This is a genomic window from Bradyrhizobium sp. SZCCHNR1043, from assembly GCF_032489675.1.
Lineage (GTDB): Bacteria > Pseudomonadota > Alphaproteobacteria > Rhizobiales > Xanthobacteraceae > Bradyrhizobium.
In genome coordinates, this window is record NZ_JAUEYN010000028.1 from 1 (window position 1) to 16,139 (window position 16,139).

Annotated in this window: 15 protein-coding genes and 1 tRNA gene; 6 read left to right on the forward strand and 10 right to left on the reverse strand. The window is 64.6% G+C overall.

The features are described 5' to 3' along the window. The first annotated feature begins 194 nt into the window (after positions 1–194). The 4 genes from QX039_RS32735 to QX039_RS32750 all read left to right on the forward strand — a co-directional run bounded on the left by QX039_RS32735 (position 195) and on the right by QX039_RS32750 (position 2,831). A tRNA-Pro gene (locus tag QX039_RS32735) sits at positions 195–272 on the forward strand. Between the two features lie 183 nt (positions 273–455). Further along, positions 456–1,331 (forward strand): class I SAM-dependent methyltransferase, encoded by an 876-nt coding sequence (locus QX039_RS32740; protein ID WP_315740208.1) that lies wholly within the window; start codon positions 456–458, stop codon positions 1,329–1,331. A gap of 103 nt (positions 1,332–1,434) precedes the next feature. Further along, entirely contained in the window at positions 1,435–1,845 is a 411-nt protein-coding gene (locus tag QX039_RS32745; protein ID WP_315740207.1) for a hypothetical protein, read from the forward strand. Positions 1,846–1,949: 104 nt separating this feature from the next. After that, entirely contained in the window at positions 1,950–2,831 is an 882-nt protein-coding gene (locus tag QX039_RS32750; RefSeq protein WP_315774246.1) for an AraC family transcriptional regulator, read from the forward strand. Positions 2,832–3,353: 522 nt separating this feature from the next. On the opposite strand, the gene QX039_RS32755 is transcribed toward QX039_RS32750, so the two are convergent. The 8 genes from QX039_RS32755 to QX039_RS32790 form a co-directional block, all read right to left on the reverse strand. Further along, positions 3,354–4,913 (reverse strand): oleate hydratase, encoded by a 1,560-nt coding sequence (locus QX039_RS32755; RefSeq protein ID WP_315774244.1) that lies wholly within the window; start codon positions 4,911–4,913, stop codon positions 3,354–3,356. Between the two features lie 114 nt (positions 4,914–5,027). Then, positions 5,028–6,587 carry an oleate hydratase gene (locus QX039_RS32760; RefSeq protein ID WP_315774242.1) on the reverse strand — a complete coding sequence of 520 codons (1,560 nt, stop codon included), beginning with the start codon at positions 6,585–6,587 and terminating at the stop codon, positions 5,028–5,030. Between the two features lie 155 nt (positions 6,588–6,742). Further along, a complete protein-coding gene (locus QX039_RS32765) occupies positions 6,743–8,218 on the reverse strand; it encodes an ABC transporter ATP-binding protein (RefSeq protein WP_315774248.1) in 1,476 nt (491 codons plus the stop codon). 50 nt (positions 8,219–8,268) lie between these two features. Beyond that, positions 8,269–8,952: an isochorismatase family cysteine hydrolase gene (locus QX039_RS32770; RefSeq protein ID WP_315774240.1), complete on the reverse strand. Its 684-nt coding sequence runs from the start codon at positions 8,950–8,952 to the stop codon at positions 8,269–8,271. A 15-nt stretch (positions 8,953–8,967) separates the two neighbouring features. After that, positions 8,968–9,894 (reverse strand): ABC transporter permease, encoded by a 927-nt coding sequence (locus QX039_RS32775; RefSeq protein WP_315774239.1) that lies wholly within the window; start codon positions 9,892–9,894, stop codon positions 8,968–8,970. A 3-nt stretch (positions 9,895–9,897) separates the two neighbouring features. Then, entirely contained in the window at positions 9,898–11,007 is a 1,110-nt protein-coding gene (locus tag QX039_RS32780; protein WP_315774238.1) for an ABC transporter permease, read from the reverse strand. Then, entirely contained in the window at positions 11,004–12,113 is a 1,110-nt protein-coding gene (locus QX039_RS32785) for a BMP family ABC transporter substrate-binding protein (RefSeq protein WP_315758551.1), read from the reverse strand. Before QX039_RS32785 ends, QX039_RS32780 begins: the two co-directional genes overlap by 4 nt. A gap of 419 nt (positions 12,114–12,532) precedes the next feature. Continuing rightward, positions 12,533–12,688: a hypothetical protein gene (locus tag QX039_RS32790; protein ID WP_315774237.1), complete on the reverse strand. Its 156-nt coding sequence runs from the start codon at positions 12,686–12,688 to the stop codon at positions 12,533–12,535. Positions 12,689–12,912: 224 nt separating this feature from the next. On the opposite strand from QX039_RS32790, the gene QX039_RS32795 reads away from it, so the two are divergent. Both QX039_RS32795 and QX039_RS32800 read left to right on the forward strand, forming a co-directional pair. After that, positions 12,913–13,881, forward strand: a complete 969-nt coding sequence (locus tag QX039_RS32795) for an SDR family NAD(P)-dependent oxidoreductase (protein ID WP_315774235.1) — start codon at positions 12,913–12,915, stop codon at positions 13,879–13,881. A 136-nt stretch (positions 13,882–14,017) separates the two neighbouring features. Next, positions 14,018–14,440, forward strand: a complete 423-nt coding sequence (locus QX039_RS32800) for an endonuclease domain-containing protein (RefSeq protein WP_315740197.1) — start codon at positions 14,018–14,020, stop codon at positions 14,438–14,440. 40 nt (positions 14,441–14,480) lie between these two features. Here the strand turns inward: QX039_RS32800 and QX039_RS32805 are convergent, their stop codons facing one another. Together QX039_RS32805 and QX039_RS32810 are read right to left on the reverse strand one after the other, a co-directional pair. Further along, a complete protein-coding gene (locus QX039_RS32805; protein ID WP_315740196.1) occupies positions 14,481–14,957 on the reverse strand; it encodes a GcrA family cell cycle regulator in 477 nt (158 codons plus the stop codon). 87 nt (positions 14,958–15,044) lie between these two features. Then, positions 15,045–15,242, reverse strand: a complete 198-nt coding sequence (locus tag QX039_RS32810) for a hypothetical protein (RefSeq protein WP_006614936.1) — start codon at positions 15,240–15,242, stop codon at positions 15,045–15,047. Positions 15,243–16,139: the final 897 nt, after the last annotated feature.

Sequence of the window (16,139 nt, forward strand, 5' to 3'; positions counted from 1 at the left end):
GCTGGGATCGTCTCGCTGCAATGCTTGAAGGCTATCTACTTGCAACCCAAAGCATAAAACCGGGAATCCCGTAGCCCCCTTGTGGGGAGGGGTTGGGGGTGGGGGTCCCCGACCTCCGCTCTATCCAGCGCGCCAACGAAACCCGTCCGCCGTGCCTTGCATCCCATCCCGATCACGGCTACACGATCGGCCATCGGAGCGTGGCGCAGCCCGGTTAGCGCACTAGTCTGGGGGACTAGGGGTCGTGGGTTCGAATCCCGCCGCTCCGACCATTTTCTCGAATCGCCACATTTGACATCGGCCGATGCGTTTCAGCGTGGCCCTGCCGCGGCCGCTTCGTCCGTGAGACTGGCTTTTCAAGCCGCAGACCGCCCCCTAAACTCCCGAATTGGGCCGCTGGACGCTGTTCGATCCGGCTCGTTTCATTTGTGAACTTTGTTGCCGAGACTTCCGTCATGGACGCCGCCGTCGCCGACATCTCCTTTGGGCATTTCGAGAACGCCGAGCAGATCGCCTTCTGGAACGGTGCGGGCGGCGGGCGCTGGGTCGCGCGCCGCGCCGAGATCGATGCGCTACTGGCGCCGGTGCAGGAGGCGCTGCTGGAGCGTGCGGCGATCCAGGCGGGCGAGCGGGTGCTCGACATCGGCTGCGGTTGCGGGGCGACCTTGATCGCGGCGGCCGAGAAGGTCGGCCCCGGCGGCAGCGTGCTTGGCCTCGACGTGTCCGCAGCCATGCTGACCGCGGCCCACGAGTTCGCCCCCGCCGATGCGCCGGTGAGCTTCGTGCAGGGCGACGCCATGGTGCATCACTTCAAGGCCGCGAGCGCCGATCTCATGATCTCGCGCCTCGGCGTCATGTACTTCGCCAATCCGGTGCGCGCCGTGCTCAACATCCGCAATGCGCTGCACTCGGAGGGGCGCGTCGCCTTCGCCTGCTGGGGCGAGCTGCGCGACAACCCGTGGGCGCTGGAGCCGCTGCAGGCGGCCTATGACCACGTGCCGAAGTTGCCGGGATTGCCGCCGCACGCGCCGGACGATTTCGCGTTCGGAGCCGCCGAATGGATCGAGAAAGTCATGACCGATGCCGGGCTGCGGCGCATTCGGCTGGAGCGCCACGACATCGCGCTCGACTTCGGCGGAGGCGCCGGCCTCGACAGCGCGGTGCAGACGGCGCTCGCGATCGGGCCCGCCGGCCGTGCCGTGGCCGGGCAGCCGTCCGAGACCACGGAGGCCGCGATCGCTGCCGTGAGGAAGGCGTTGGCGCGCTACGCCAAGGGGCCGCGCGTCGTGGTGCCGGCATCGTTCTGGATCGTGACTGCGGTCGATCCGTAATGCGACGGCCGCGCCGGAGCCCAAGCGCGGCGCCATCTATGCGAGCGCGGAGCTTACGATCAGCGCATATGCGACAGAAAGAACGCGTTTCGAGATGTGCAAGATGACGAGACTGCTCTCAGCCGGTGCCGTGTTGGTCGGCTTCCTGTCGGCGGCGAAGGCCGACGTTCAAATCAATATGCAGCCAGGCTCACAATGCTGGTCCTACCAAGGATTGGATACGCGATTTTACGGCAACTTTGCGGGCGGCCAAGCTCTGACCGTCGGGATTGTCGAGCAGCAATTGAACGAGAAAGGTGGGATGGAGGCGGTTGTCTATAGTGGCGCGCAGGTCTGGGTGAACGGTCCTGATGGTTTCCTCAAGGATGGCTACCGCGAGGCGGATGATCGGATCATCTACACGGACAAGCCGGGCCGCTACATTTTCAATTTGTATGAGCATGGAACAGGCGCCGCTTATCCAGTCTTCGTGAAGATATGCGCGAGCAGAAAGGACCAGGCCAACAAGAGGTGACCCGATCCTTCGTGCTGGTTTTGCCCCCGTGACAAAGCCGCAAGATCGGTCGAGCGCGTCAGCGTTGAGCGCGCTTAGCTGCTGCGGCCACGGAGTACTGAACGATGAAGGCGGCGCTGCAGAACTACCATGCGCGGATGCAGCGGGTCCTGGATCACATCGACCGGCATCTGGACGATGATCTGGACCTGCACGCGCTGAGCAGCATCGCTGCCTACTCGAAATATCATTTCCACCGGCAGTTCACGGCGACCTTCGGGCTGTCCGTGCATCGCTACATCCAGCTCGCACGCATGAAGCGGGCGTCCTATCAGCTGGCCTACAGCGATGCCCAAACCGTCACGGAGGTCGCGATGGATGCCGGCTACGATGCACCGGACGCCTTCGCCCGCGCCTTTCGGCAACGGTTCGGGCAATCGCCGTCATCGTTCCGGAAATCTCCCGACTGGGAGCCGTGGCTTGCGACCTTCGGGCCTTTCGACGAAGCAAGGAGCAAGCTGATGCGGACGACCTATACCCCTGACGACGTGACGATTCGCGAGGTGCCGACCACGCCGGTGGCGATCATGGCGCATCGCGGCGACCCGGCGACGCTCGGCGCCACGATCCAGCGCTTCATCGCCTGGCGCAAGGCTGCCGGCCTGCACCCCAGGACCAATCCGACCTTCACGGTCTGGCGCTCCGAGCGGCGCCCCGCGTCGCCTGCCGATTACAGCGTGGATCTCTGTGTCGGGACCGATCAGCCGGTCGAGACCGATGACGCAACAATCAGGGTCGGCGAGATCCCCGGCGGACGCTGCGCGGTGCTCCGGGTCGTCGGCAACACCCACAATCTGGAGCCGGCCGCGCTGTTTCTCTATCGCGATTGGCTTCCGGCCAGCGGCGAGGAGGCTCGTGACTTCCCGATCTATTGCCAGCGGCTGAACTTCTTCCCGGAGGTTCCCGAGCACGAGACGGCTGCGGACCTGTTCCTGCCGCTGAAATAGCCCCTGACGGCCTACCCTTCCTAAAACGTGTAGCCAAGAGCCGTCTCAACCCCTCGAGTCACGCATGCAGGGCTCGGGGGGAGCGGGCCGACCTTGGAGCGGTTCCAGTTCTCGTCCGGGAACCGCGATCCGGCCATGTCGTTAACGGTCAAGCAGCTCAGTCGGGGCCCACACCCTGACATTGAACCTTTGCGCGCACGCGCGCACCAAACCTGTGTTCGGCTCGTCGCGGAGTCGGGTTTCAGGAAATTTCAGGCTGACATCGGGGTTCACCTCGATGTGCTGTTCATTGTCGTTGAAGGAGGCGCGTATGGTCCTCAGGACTTTGAAAGTGTCGCTGTCCGTTTTCGCCGCTGCAACCTCGGTGGTGTCGTTGTTTGCCGTCAGCTGGGTCGGTCTCGCACTGCTCGGCTACTGATAGCTCACGCAAGCATAGAGGCGCACTCTGCCTCGCGAGATGGAAAGCGCCCGGATCGAGCCTGATCCGGGCGCGCGTTTTTGCAGATGCGAAGGGCCACGGCGCTATGCGAAGGCCTTTTCCACCGTCTCGATCAGCACGCGGAATGACTTGTCGTGGCGGGTGATCGGCGGAATCGCCCGGGTGATGCCGAGCAGCTGATAGACCGCCATCTGCGCCGCGCGCACCGAATATTCCACCGTGAACACGACGTCGTCGGGAATCTCGACGAACTGGCTGACGAAGGCGAGATTCTTCGAATTCGCCGGCACCGGCAGCGGGCGGTCGCTGGTGTTGCGCGGCATGAACATGCTGGTGATGTAGGGCAGGCGGCAGGGCACGCAGGTCGCGTTGTCGAACACCGAAAGGTCGAAGTTGAGATGGCCGCACAGTTCCTTGAGAATGTCGGCACCGCCGCAATCGGCCATCGCCTTCGGCACGAAATTGCCGATGCGGTCGGGATGCAGCGCGTAGCCCCAGAACACCTGCACGTCCGCAGGCTGGCCGGCGAAATGCGGCTGGTGATACAGCACGACCGACATCAGCCAGTTGGACTCGGTGAAGGTAACGAGCCCGCCGGTGCCGGCGACATTGCCGGTGAACGCTTCCATCGCGTCGAAGAAGCGCGGATTGCGGCAGGTGACGGTGAAGGACTCCCAGCAGGATTCGGGGATCGATGAGTTGAACGCGGCGGGATTGCCGAACTCCGGGCGTCCCCTTGCGATCTTCTCCCACAGCGTCCAGCCCTGGCTGTCCTGCTTGGTGAGCCGCGGCGGCGGCGCATCCTGCGTGCCCAGGCTGGTCGCATCCGTCATCGAGCCGTTTTGCAGGAAGACCAGATCGTCGGTTGCTATCACGACCGTCTCCGGCTTGCCGTTGCGATCGAGGGTCAAGCGCTTGACGACGTGCTTGCCGGCTTCCGTCGCGATCTCGATGTCGGTGACATCGACGCCGCCGGCGAAATTCACGTCATGGCCCTCCAGCCATTTGACGAGCGGCACCACGATCGCGTCGTACTGATTGAACACGGTGCGCTTGACGCCGGCCAGCGTCTCGATGCGCGGAAACTCGTTCATGAAGCGATGCAGATAGCGCTTGAACTCGACCGCGCTGTGCCAGGGCTGGAATGCGAACGTCGTCTGCCACATGAACCAGAAATTCGTGGTGAAGAACGGCGGCGACAGCCAGTCGGTGATGCGGGAGTTGCCGAGCTTGTCCTCGGAGGCCTCGGTCAGCCTGACGAGCTCGAGCCGATCCTGCATCGTAAAGCCCATGGTGGAGACGTCGACCTTGTGCCGGTTGCGATCGACGAGGCGCGCCTGCGAATGCGCGACATGGGCCTCGTTGAAGGCGAGCGTCTCGTCGCGCACGGTGCGGCCGGGATCGCCGGCATTGGGGATGGTGGAGAGCAGGTCCCACGTGCATTCGTAGTGATCGGTCGTCAGCATGCGGCCGCCGCGCAGCGAATAGGAACCGTCGGGCAGCCGCGCGCCATCGAGGCTGCCGCCATAGGGCAGACGCTTCTCGTAGATGGTGATGTCGCGTCCCGCGACGCCGCCGTCACGGATCAGGAATGCCGCGCCGGCCAATGCGCCGATGCCGCTGCCGATGAAATACGCCTTCATGATGGTTCACCCGGATCGTCTGTTGCGATCCGGGGCTTAGCCGCTGTGTTCCCTGGCGGAACTGATCCAGGTCAACCGCCGCGGCGCGCGGTGATCACGATCTCGCGTGGTCCCTCATGCGAATGATTTCACCACCGATTGCAGCAAAACCTTCAGCGATTTGTCATACGGCGTGACCGGCGGAATGGCACGGTCGATCTTCAAGAGCTGATAGACCGCATGCATGGCCGCGCGCACCGAATATTCGATCGTGAAAACGGCGTCTTCGGGCAGCTCGACATATTGGCCGATGAAGGCGAGATTCTGCGAGGTGAGCGGCACCGGCAGCGGCCGGTCGCCATAGCTGCGCGGCATGAACATGCTCATGATGTACGGCATCCAGCACGGCACGCAGCTCGCGTCGGCGAACACCGAGAGCGGAAAGCGCAGGTGCCCGCATAGTTCTTTCAGGATCTCGGCGCCGCTGCACTCGGACATCGGCCTGGGCACGAAATTGCCGACGCGATCGGGAAACAGGCCGTAGCCCCAGAAGATCTGGATGTCGTCAGGCTGGTTCGGAAAGTACGGCTGGGTATAGAGCACGATCGACATGCGCCAGTTCGAGTCGGTGAAGGTCACGAGCCCGCCGGTGCCGGCGACGTTGCCGCTGAAGGCCTGCATCGCGTCGAAGAAACGTGGATTGCGGCAGGTCACCGTGAAGGATTCGAAGCTCGACTCCGGGATGCACGCGTTGAACACGGCGGGATTGCCGAACTCGGGCCGGCCGGCCGCGAGCTTCTCCCACAAGGTCCAGCCATGGCTGTCGGCTTTGGTAAGCGGCTTCGGCGGGCTGTCATGGCTGCCGAGGCTGGTCGCGTCGGTCATCGAGCCCGCGGTGTAGAACACGAGATCGTCGCTCGCGAGATCGATGCTGCGGCGTGCGCCGTCCTGATTGAGCACGAGCCGGCTCGCGCGGTGGCGGCCGTCCGTGGTGACGATCTCGATGTCCTCGACGTCGGCGCCGCCGACGAAGTTGACGCCGCGACCCTCGAGCCAGCGCACCAGCGGCAGCACGATCGAGTCATACTGGTTGTAGACGGTCCGCTTGACGCCGCCGAGCGTATTCATCATCGGGAATTCGTTCATGAAGCGCCGCAGATAGCGCCTGAACTCGACGGCGCTGTGCCAGGTCTGGAAGGCGAAGGTCGTCTGCCACATGTACCAGAAATTGGTGGTGAAGAACGGCGGCGACAGCCAGTCCGAGATCAGCGAATTGCCGAGCTTCTCCTCGGAGGTCTCCGTGAGCCTCGTCAGCTCGATGCGATCCTGCATCGAGAATCCCATGGTGGAAACGTCGACCTTGTGCCGGTTGGCATCGACCAGCCGCGCCTGCGCGTGCGTGACGTGGAGCTCGTTGAAGGCGACGGTTTCGTTGAGGATGTTCTCCTTGGGCCGTGAGTAGCTGGGAATCGTCGACAGCAGGTCCCAGGTGCATTCGTATTGTTCGGTCGTCAGCATGCGTCCGCCGCGCATGGAGTAGGAGCCGTCGGCAAGCCTGGTGCCGTCGAGGCTGCCGCCATAGGGCAGGCGCTTCTCGAAAATGGTGATGTCCTGACCGGGGATGCCGCCGTCGCGGATCATGAATGCTGCGCCCGAGAGCGAGCCGATGCCGCCGCCGATGAAATAGGCCTTCATGAGATCGACCTGCTATCCAAGGGTTTGAAACACAATGACGAAAATGCCGGCAGGCGCGGCGTATCAAAAGCCGAATAAAAACCCGCCGAGGGTCATGTTACCGCGGCGGGATGAATTAGTCGTCAACACGTTGAGGTCGTCTATCCGCATGCGGCTCAATGTCCCGCCATGTGGCGGCCGATCTCGGTCAGGTCGGCTTCGCCGACGCGGGTCTCGTAGACGAGCTGGCCGTGGAAAATCACGACCAGGCGGTCGGAGAGTTCGAGCAGCTCGTCGAGATCCTCGCTGACCAGCAGCACCGCGGCGCCGCGGTTGCGGGCGGCCATGATCTCGGCATGGATCTGCGCCACCGCCGCGAAGTCGAGGCCGAAGCACGGATTGGCGGCGATCAGCACTTCGACGTCGTGGCCGAGCTCGCGCGCCAGGACGGCGCGCTGCACGTTGCCGCCGGACAGTGCCGAGATCGGCGTATCCGGCGTGCGGGTCTTGATCTTGTAGCGGTTGATCTTGGCGGTCGCATCCTTTCGGAAGGCGGACTTGTTCAGCCACCAGCCACCGCGGGCGAACGGAGCGCGGTCGAACTCGCGCAGCGCGATGTTGTCGGCGACGCTCATGCCGCCGACGCAGGCGTTCTTCAGCGGCTCCTCGGGCAGCAGCGACATCTTGTGGCGCCGCATCTCCTCGCGGCTCGCGGAATAGAATTGGCCGGAGACACGGACAGCGCCGCTCTCGGCCTCACGCTGGCCGGCAAGCACCTCGACCAGCTGGCGCTGGCCGTTGCCGGAGACGCCGGCGATGCCGACGATCTCGCCGGCGCGCACGGTCAGCGACAGATCATGCACGGCCACTCCGCCGGCATCGTCGCGTGCCACCAGCTTGTCGACCTCGAGCCTGACCACGCCGGCCTCGCCGGAGCGCGCCGGCTGTACGGTGAGCTGCTCGGCGCCGATCATCATCCGCGCCATGTCGTCCGGTGTCAGCTCCGACACCTTGCCGCGGCCGGCGAGCTTGCCGCGCCTGAGGATCGTGACCTCATCGGCGAACGCCATCACCTCGCGGAATTTGTGGGTGATCATCAAAATGGTCAGCTCGCCGGCCTCGACCATCTTGCGCAGCATGCCCAGGACTTCATCCGCCTCGCCCGGCGTCAGCACCGAGGTCGGCTCGTCCAGGATCAGGAAGCGCCGCTTGAGATAGAGCTGCTTGAGGATCTCGCATTTCTGCCGCTCGCCGGCGGAGATGTCCGACACCTTGGCGTCGAGCGGCACGCGGAACGGCATGCGCGCCAAGAAGGCCTCCAGCTCCTTCCTCTCCTTGGCCCAGTTGACCACCGCCGCTATGTCGTCACGCGCCAGCACCAGGTTCTCGGCCACCGTCATCGCCGGTACCAGCGTGAAGTGCTGGTAGACCATGCCGAGGCCGAGCGCATGCGCGTCCTTGGGATTGTTGATCTCCCGTTCGCGCTCGCCGATCAGCACGTCGCCCTCGGTCGGGCGGTAGTAGCCCATGATGCATTTGACCAGCGTCGACTTGCCGGCGCCGTTCTCGCCGAGCAGCGCGTGGAACGAGCCGGGCTTGACCTTCAGCTCGACATTGTCGAGCGCGGTGAACGCGCCGAAGCGCATCGTCATCGCGATCGCTTCGACCCCGAATGCCCCCGCAGGCGTCGGATCGTCGCCGATCACGACAGCGCCTCGATCAGCGCCGACGAGGTCGCGACCGCGCCGAACACGCCGCCCTGCATCTTGATCATCTTCAGTGCGTGGTCGTGATTGCCCTTGTCGGTGGCGCCGCAGCAGTCCGACAGCAGCACGCATTCGAAGCCGCGATCATTGGCCTCGCGCATCGTGGTGTGGACGCAGACGTCGGTCGTGATGCCGGTCAGCACGATGTTTTGGATGCCCTTCAGGCGCAGGATCAGCTCCAGATCGGTCGCACAGAACGAGCCCTTGCCGGGCTTGTCGATCACGATCTCCCCCGGAGCCGGGGCCAGCTCGGGAATGATCTCCCAGCCCGGCTCGCCGCGCACCAGGATGCGGCCGCAGGGGCCAGGGTCGCCGATCCCTGCGCCGATCTGTTGCGAGCGCCAACGCTTATTCGCCGGCAGATCTGACAGATCAGTGCGGTGGCCCTCGCGGGTGTGGATGATGCAGAAGCCCTGCGCGCGCATCACCGTGAGCACCGTCTTGATCGGCTCGATGGGGGCGCGGGTCAAGGAGAGGTCATAGCCCATCTTGTCGACATAGCCGCCGACGCCGCAGAAATCGGTCTGCATGTCGATCACGATCAGTGCCGTGTTCTCTGGACGGAGATCGCCGTTGTAAGGCCAGGCATAGGGCTCGGAGCGGATGGTGCGCGCGGTCATAATGGACCTCCGAAATCAGCGGGTGATGGACAATTCGGCCGGTGCGCCGCTGAGGGTGCGCTTCGGGGAGCAGGTGATGATCATGATGAGAAGCGTCAGGATGTAGGGCGCGGCGTTGAACAAATGATAGCCGGAGGTGACGCCGACCGATTGCAGCGCCGGTCCGAGCGCGGCAGCACCGCCGAAAGCCAGCGAGGCCCACAGGCACAGCATCGGGTCCCAGCGTGCGAAGATCACGAGCGCCACCGCCGTGATGCCTTGTCCCGACGACAAGCCCTCGTTCCAACTGCCGGGATAGAACAGCGACAGGAACGAGCCGCCGATGCCGGCGAGGAAGCCGCCGGCCATGGTGGCGCGCAGTCGGATCATCAGCACCGAATGGCCCATCGCCCGCGCCGCGTCGGCGCTCTCGCCGGCGGTGCGGATCAGGAGGCCCCAGCGCGTGGTTCGGAATGCCCACAGCAATAGCGGCGCGAGCACGACGCCGAGCAGGAACAGCACGTTGATGCGCAAGGCCGCGCGCACCTGCGCCACGTCGCTCCACCAGCCGAAATCGATCGCCGGTAGCCGCGCCGCCGTCGGCTCGATCAGCGGCTTGCCGAGGAAGAAGGCGAGGCCGGTGCCGAACAGCATCAGCGAGATTCCTACCGCGACGTCGTTGACGCGCGGCAGCGAGCAGATGCCGGCGTGGAGCGCGCCGAGCAGCGCGCCGGTGAGGCCAGCGGCGAGCACGCCTGCCCACGGCGATCCCGTGAGATAGGAGATGCCATAGGCGCTCATTGCGCCCATCACCAGGGTGCCCTCGAGGCCGAGATTGATGCGGCCCGAACGCTCGGTGATGCATTCCCCTAGGCTCACGAACAGGAAGGGCGTGGAGACGCGGATGGCGCCGCCGAGCACCGCGAGCGGCACGGTCCAGAGCCCGATGTTGCCGTCAGCCATGGATCAGGACTTTCCCTTGAGGAAACCGATGCGGCCGTAGAGCGCGTCGCTCGCCAGCACCGAGATGAAGATGATGCCCTGCAGCACCAGCACCGAGGCGTCGGGCAGGCCGAGCCGGCGCTGCAGCAGGCCGCCCGACGCATTGATGCCGCCGAGCAGGATCGCGACCGGAATGATGGCGAGCGGATTCTGCCGTGCCAGGAACGCGACCAGAATGCCGGTGAAACCGTAGCCGACGGCGAGATTGGCGTTGGTGCGGCCCTGCACGGCGGCGACCTCGACCATGCCGGCCAGCCCGGCGCAGGCGCCGGCGAGGAAGCAGACGGTGAGGATCAATTTGCCGACCGACAGACCGACGATCTTGGCGGCGCGGATGTTGCCGCCGGCGACGCGCGCGGCAAAGCCGAAGGTGGTGTGGTAGATCAGCCCATAGGCCGCGATGGCGGCAATCAGGCCGAACACCAGGCCCCAGTGCACGTCGGTGCCGGGAATGCTGCCGATCATGTTGGCCGCGCCGATCTCACGCGTCGACGGCTTGTTGAGGCTCGCCGGATCGCGCATCGCGCCTTCGACGAGATGATTGAGGATCGCGAGCGCGATGTAGACCAGCAGCAGGCTCGAGATCGTCTCGTTGACACCGCGATACTGCCGCAAGGCCCCGGACAGCAGGATCCACAAACCGCCGCCAGTCATGCCGGCGATCACCATCGCGATCTGCACCATCAGCGGCGGCATGCCCTGCAGCGCCAGGGCCGCCGAGGTCGCCGACAGCGCGCCGATCAGCAGCGCGCCTTCGCCGCCGATGATCACCATGCCCAATTGCGCGGGCAGGGCGGTGCACAGCGCCGTCAGGATCAAGGGAGCTGCCCGCGTCAGTGTGTTCTGCCAGGAGAACCAGGTGCCGAAGGCGCCGTAATACATGTACCAGTAGAGATCGAGCGGGTTCTTGCCGAACAGCGCGACGAAGATGCCGAACACGATGAGCGCGGCGACAAGCGCCGCGCCCGGGATCAATATGTACTCGATGCTCCCGCCGTAACGTTGCAGGAAACCTGCGTCGGCGGCCGGCGCGATGGCGGCCGCATCAACCGGATCGGCCGCCTCTGATGTCACGACGTGGCTCCGATCACGCCCTCGACCAGATAGTCCATCTTCTCGAGCTCAGGATCCTTCTGGCCGCGCTCGGTCCCGGCGGTGATCACGGTGTTGCCCTTGTTGTCCTTGATCGGGCCCTTGAAGATGGTGTAGCCCTCACCGAGGAATTTCGCCTTGATCTCGTCGGCGTGCTTGCGCGCGGCTTCCGACACCGCTTCGCCATAGGGCGAGATCTTGACGACCTCTTCCTTGAGGCCGCCGCGATAGAAGTTCGGGATGCTCTCGCCAGCCTGGAGCATCTTGACGAATTTCGGATACAGCGCTTCCCAATTCCATTCCGCGCCGGTCAGATACGCCTTGGGCGCCAGTGGCGACTGGTTGACGTGATAGCCGGTGACGAAGGCGCCGCGGCGCGCGGCATTCTCCACCATCGTCTTGGGGCCGTCGACATGGCAGGTCAGCACGTCGACGCCCTGGTCGATCAGGCTGTTGGTCGCCTCGGCCTCCTTGACCGGCATCGACCAGTCGCCGGTGAAGATCACCTGCGTGGTGGCCTTCGGGTTCGCGAGCTGCGCGCCGAGCGTGAAGGCGTTGATGTTGCGCAGGACCTGCGGGATCGGCTTGGCCGCGACGAAGCCGAGCTTGCCGCTCTTGCTCGTATAGCCGGCGACGATGCCGGCGATGTATTGCGCCTCGTCGATATAGCCGAAATAGGAGCCAGCGTTCTTCGGGTCCTTCTCGCTCCACAGGCCGCCGCAGTGCTCGAAGCGCAGCTTCGGATACTTCGCGGCCATCTTGATCATGTGCGGATTGTAGTAGCCGAACGAGGTCGGGAAGAGCAGGGTGGCGCCGTCGAGATTGATCATCGACTCGATCGTCTTCTCGACCGCGTCGGTCTCCGGCACCTTCTCCTCTTCGATGACCTTCAGCCCAGGCAGCTTCTTCAGCGCCGCTGCACCTTGCGCATGCGCCTGGTTGTAGCCGTAGTCGTCGCGCGAGCCGACATAGATGAAGCCGATCGTCGTCTCCGCCGCGAAGGCCGGCCGCAGGCCCGCGGCTGCGCCGAGCGTCAGCGCCGCGCCACCCTGCAACAGATGCCGTCGTGAAATCCTGCCAAAGTCCATTGGTGAGCTCCCTCGGCGGGTCGATCCGCCCGCGCTGTCATCACGGCTTCACCGGCACGGCGGAGCCTCGAAAGGGAGTGATCGCAAGCTTTGTGCCAGCGCCGCGCGGGCAGGCAGGCGCACCAAGTCGTTGAAATGGCGCCATTTTGCAGATGATCGGAGCTTAGGCAGATGAATTCCCCACCCGGTTTTAGCCTATAAAATAATCAATCGACTTCAATTGTATGCAACGAGTTCGGCCGCGTGGGACCGGCGCCAACCGTGCCCGCGAGCCAGAGGCTGCAACGCGGCGGCGGCCGCCAGCTCAAAGCGAGGCAGAACGAATGTCGCAGTGAGGAGGAGCGGTGGCGCATTGTCCTCCGCAGGCTGTTCGCCGGTGAGCGAGCCCTTTTCATATCTGCTGCAGACTGTCTGGGGTCTCAGATCCCGAGCAGCCAGACCGCGACGATGGTGCCAATCACAGCGAGCCCGCTGATCGTCCAGCCCGTCACATAGGCGCCGTCGTCCGATCCCGCGGGATCGACCATCGTGTCGCGCCAGCCTTGCTCCTGCCAGTGCCCCTGTTGGTACGCCATGCGAACCTCCTCGAGCCTGCCTCCCCGTGGGATAAGTCGGATGCCCCTCGAGAAGGTTCAACCCCGAGCTGAAATCTTCGTTGCATGCGCTGCAACGCAAATCCCCGACATCCCCTCTGGTCAGGCCCGCGAAACGACCTAAGCTCGGGACGCGTTCCGCGAAGAGAACGAGGAAGTGGCCGGGCGGCAGGGCTGCGCCCGCAGCAGGGAAGGAAGAGCATCTGATGAAGGATTTCGCCGGCAGGATCGCCGTGATCACCGGAGGCGGCACGGGTATGGGCCGCGAGCTTGCCCGCCAGCTCGTGGCCGAGGGCTGCAACGTCGCGATGTGCGACGTCTCGGTCGAGGCGATGGCCGAGACCAAGCGGCTGTGCGAGGCCGAGAAGCTGCCGCAGGGCCTGCGCGTCACCACCCATGTCGCCGACGTCTCGATCGAAGCGCAGCTCCAACGCTTTCGCGACGAGCTCGCCGAGCAGCAGGCCACCGACAAGATCCATCTGCTGTTCAACAATGCCGGCATCGGCGGCGGCGGCAGCCTGTTCACCAACAGCCGCGAGCAGTGGGAGCGCACCTTCAACATCTGCTGGGGCGGCGTCTATCTCGGCGTCCGCACCTTCCTGCCGATGCTGCTGAAGGCGGACGAGGCGCATATCGTCAACACCTCGAGCGTCAACGGCTTCTGGGCCTCGGTCGGCATGGGCGTCTCGCACACCGCCTACAGCGCCGCGAAGTTCGCGGTGAAGGGTTTTACCGAAGCGCTGATCAACGACCTCCGCCTCAACGCGCCGCACATCAAATGCTCCGTGGTGATGCCCGGCCATATCGGCACCTCGATCGTCTCCAACTCGCGCAAGGTGCAGAGCGGCACGGAGTCCGACGAGCTCAGCGAGACCGAGATCATCCTGGCCCGCCAGCGCATGCAGGGCATGGGCATCGACGTCGCCGCCATGAGCGACGCCGACATCCAGGCTGCCGCCCGCGAGCGCGCCCGCAGCTTCCTCGAGGACGCCCCGACCACGGCGGCGCAGGCCGCCAAGATCATCCTCGACGGCGTCAAGGCCGAGCAGTGGCGGATTCTGGTGGGCGAGGACGCCAAGCTGCTGGACTTGCGCGTCCGCCAGTCGCCGGAGCAGGCATACGAGCCGGAATTCTTCCAGCGCTTCGCGCAGGAGGCGGGGTGGAAGCTGGGGTAGGGGCGGGCCTATTGGTTCAGTTGGGGAGTTGGGACGGAATCTCTCGCCCCGGAGACGGTGAGCCCCCTCCCCCTTGCGGGGAGGGGTCGGGGGTGGGGGTCCACGAGTCGCGCTGCGTGTGATGAGATTTTCCGCCATGGATGATCGCCAGCAAACATTCGCCCGCCGGATGCGCGCCGAGCCCACCGAGGCCGAGCGGATCCTCTGGCAACGTCTTCGCCACGATCTCGATCTGGCCGGTTCTCACTTCCGCCGTCAGGCTCAGAACGGGCCCTTCATCGTCGACTTCGTCAGCCGCAAGGCCAAATTAGTTATCGAGGTTGATGGAGGCCAACATGATTGGCAGCAGGAGGAAGACGCGGCCCGCACGCGGCAGATCGAGGCGTTGGGATATCGGGTGATGCGCTTCTGGAACAGCGATGTCCTGGGAAACATCGAAGGTGTACTTCACGAAATTCAGCGCGCGTGGACCCCCACCCCCGACCCCTTCCCGCAAGGGGGAGGGGAGACGAGGCCGCCGCACCGTCCCCGCAAAATGCGGAGACTAGGCAAAGCGTGAAAGCCATTAGGCCCGTAGGATCTTTGCTACGCCGCCCTCATTACCTTGACGACGCCACCCGATACGCCATTCGCGTATGGCTCGGGCAATACGGCAAGCCCTCGATCGGCTTCGACCCGCAGAAGCAGAAATCATCGGCGCCGGGCGTCGAGATCGGCCAGCGGCAGCGTTCCTTGGAGAGCTCGAACAGCGAGCAGCCATTCACGACGGTGCCGACCGGCTCCTCGACGATCACAGGCGGCGGGTCGTTCTGCACCGCGCGCAGGATGCGGCGGCGCAGCTTTGGCACGGGACGGCGTGCGCCATCGCGTGTCGTCTCGGCGCGGACCACGCGCCTGGAATCGCCGCCATTGTCGCGCGTCAGTGCCAGGCGGGAGATCTTGCCGATCACGGCGTTGCGGCTGACGCCGAGCTCGGCGGCAATCTCTCGGCAGGTCAGCCCGGCCTCAAAGTGCTGCTTCAGGGCCTGGAGCCGTTCCTCGGTCCAGGTGGGGAGTGTCTGTCGTTCGGCGGGCATTGTTGTCGCTTCCAAGTTTGATCCGTCCTGGATCGTCCTGGCCGACGGCTGCACCGAAAACTGTTGTCCGCGTTGCATGTCCCTAGCTTACGCCCGTCCGTTGTCGCGAATCGACAGCAGCCCATCCTTGATGGCGAGCCGGATGCCTTCTTCAATCAACGTTCTGCAGACACCCGGAACGCTGGTGCCATGGGTTCCCTGTTTCACGAGCTTTTCGAGATAGCCGATGGTTGCCAGGGCTAGGGTTACGGGGATGCGGTCAGTTTCGGCTTTTTCCGTCGCCATGCCTAAAAGCTAGTCCGTAACCGGTGTACAGAAAAGTAACTTTTTAGACTCTATTAGGAATCCAATAGGTTGTACAGCGGCTTGGGGATAACTGGTTAAGGCATTGAATTTTATGGAAATATGACGGACCTGACCGGTCGCGACGGTGACTCTCCGCCCGCTCGGCGAGTCCGGGGCCGGAATCCGACGGCGAAGCACGGGTCGAGAAGATTCGCGTGAGCCGCGGTGTCCGATGGTCTCTTCAACCACCGTCGTGCCACGGTGCCTGGTTGGGGAACCCTGGCTGAAATTTCCGCAGAGCAGGCGGCGGCCATCGCGGTCACTGCGAAAAAAATTCGTCATTCCAGAAATTGTTCTTTCGTTTTTCCGGAAATTGTGCTTTAGTGCCGCCATCCCGTCTCAGCCGGAGGGGCGTTGCGCGCGATCGTCACGACACGCGAGGCGGGGAGCGATGGCCGCGATGGAGCCGCAGCGTGTCCTTATGGACGCGCGGACGAACGGCTCGGCGCGGACGTGAAGTCGCAGCGTGCTGACACCCCGATGCTGGTGTCCCCGCGGTGGTGCGCGAAAGCGCATCATCGCGCATGGTGGCCAACAAGCCCGGCGCACCAGGCAGACTGCGTATAAGCGTGAAGACCATCGCGCAGGGAAGGCCGGGCGTTTCTCGGCTGCACCTGTGGTACCTGCCGCCTGCATTTTTTCTCGCAGGCGGGCCGCGGGCGTCAGCCGACGCCTGGCCTTCCCTGCGCCCTCCGACCTTTCAGAGGGTGAGATGCTGCAGCATGACCCGGGCAGGATCTGCCGCGGCAGCGCGACGTCACGCGTCGTTCGATGCGCTCCCTCGCGCGGCATCAATGGCGTCGTCCCCGCGAACGCGGGGACCCATAACCCCAGGGA

Bases quoted from the DNA above. Each gene is read 5' to 3' on its own strand.
- QX039_RS32740 (WP_315740208.1), top strand. From the start codon at position 456: ATGGACGCCGCCGTCGCCGACATCTCCTTTGGGCATTTCGAGAACGCC.
- QX039_RS32745 (WP_315740207.1), top strand. From the start codon at position 1,435: ATGACGAGACTGCTCTCAGCCGGTGCCGTGTTGGTCGGCTTCCTGTCG.
- QX039_RS32750 (WP_315774246.1), top strand. From the start codon at position 1,950: ATGAAGGCGGCGCTGCAGAACTACCATGCGCGGATGCAGCGGGTCCTG.
- QX039_RS32755 (WP_315774244.1), bottom strand. From the start codon at position 4,913: ATGAAGGCGTATTTCATCGGCAGCGGCATCGGCGCATTGGCCGGCGCG.
- QX039_RS32760 (WP_315774242.1), bottom strand. From the start codon at position 6,587: ATGAAGGCCTATTTCATCGGCGGCGGCATCGGCTCGCTCTCGGGCGCA.
- QX039_RS32765 (WP_315774248.1), bottom strand. From the start codon at position 8,218: ATGACGATGCGCTTCGGCGCGTTCACCGCGCTCGACAATGTCGAGCTG.
- QX039_RS32770 (WP_315774240.1), bottom strand. From the start codon at position 8,952: ATGACCGCGCGCACCATCCGCTCCGAGCCCTATGCCTGGCCTTACAAC.
- QX039_RS32775 (WP_315774239.1), bottom strand. From the start codon at position 9,894: ATGGCTGACGGCAACATCGGGCTCTGGACCGTGCCGCTCGCGGTGCTC.
- QX039_RS32785 (WP_315758551.1), bottom strand. From the start codon at position 12,113: ATGGACTTTGGCAGGATTTCACGACGGCATCTGTTGCAGGGTGGCGCG.
- QX039_RS32790 (WP_315774237.1), bottom strand. From the start codon at position 12,688: ATGGCGTACCAACAGGGGCACTGGCAGGAGCAAGGCTGGCGCGACACG.
- QX039_RS32795 (WP_315774235.1), top strand. From the start codon at position 12,913: ATGAAGGATTTCGCCGGCAGGATCGCCGTGATCACCGGAGGCGGCACG.
- QX039_RS32800 (WP_315740197.1), top strand. From the start codon at position 14,018: ATGGATGATCGCCAGCAAACATTCGCCCGCCGGATGCGCGCCGAGCCC.
- QX039_RS32805 (WP_315740196.1), bottom strand. From the start codon at position 14,957: ATGCCCGCCGAACGACAGACACTCCCCACCTGGACCGAGGAACGGCTC.
- QX039_RS32810 (WP_006614936.1), bottom strand. From the start codon at position 15,242: ATGGCGACGGAAAAAGCCGAAACTGACCGCATCCCCGTAACCCTAGCC.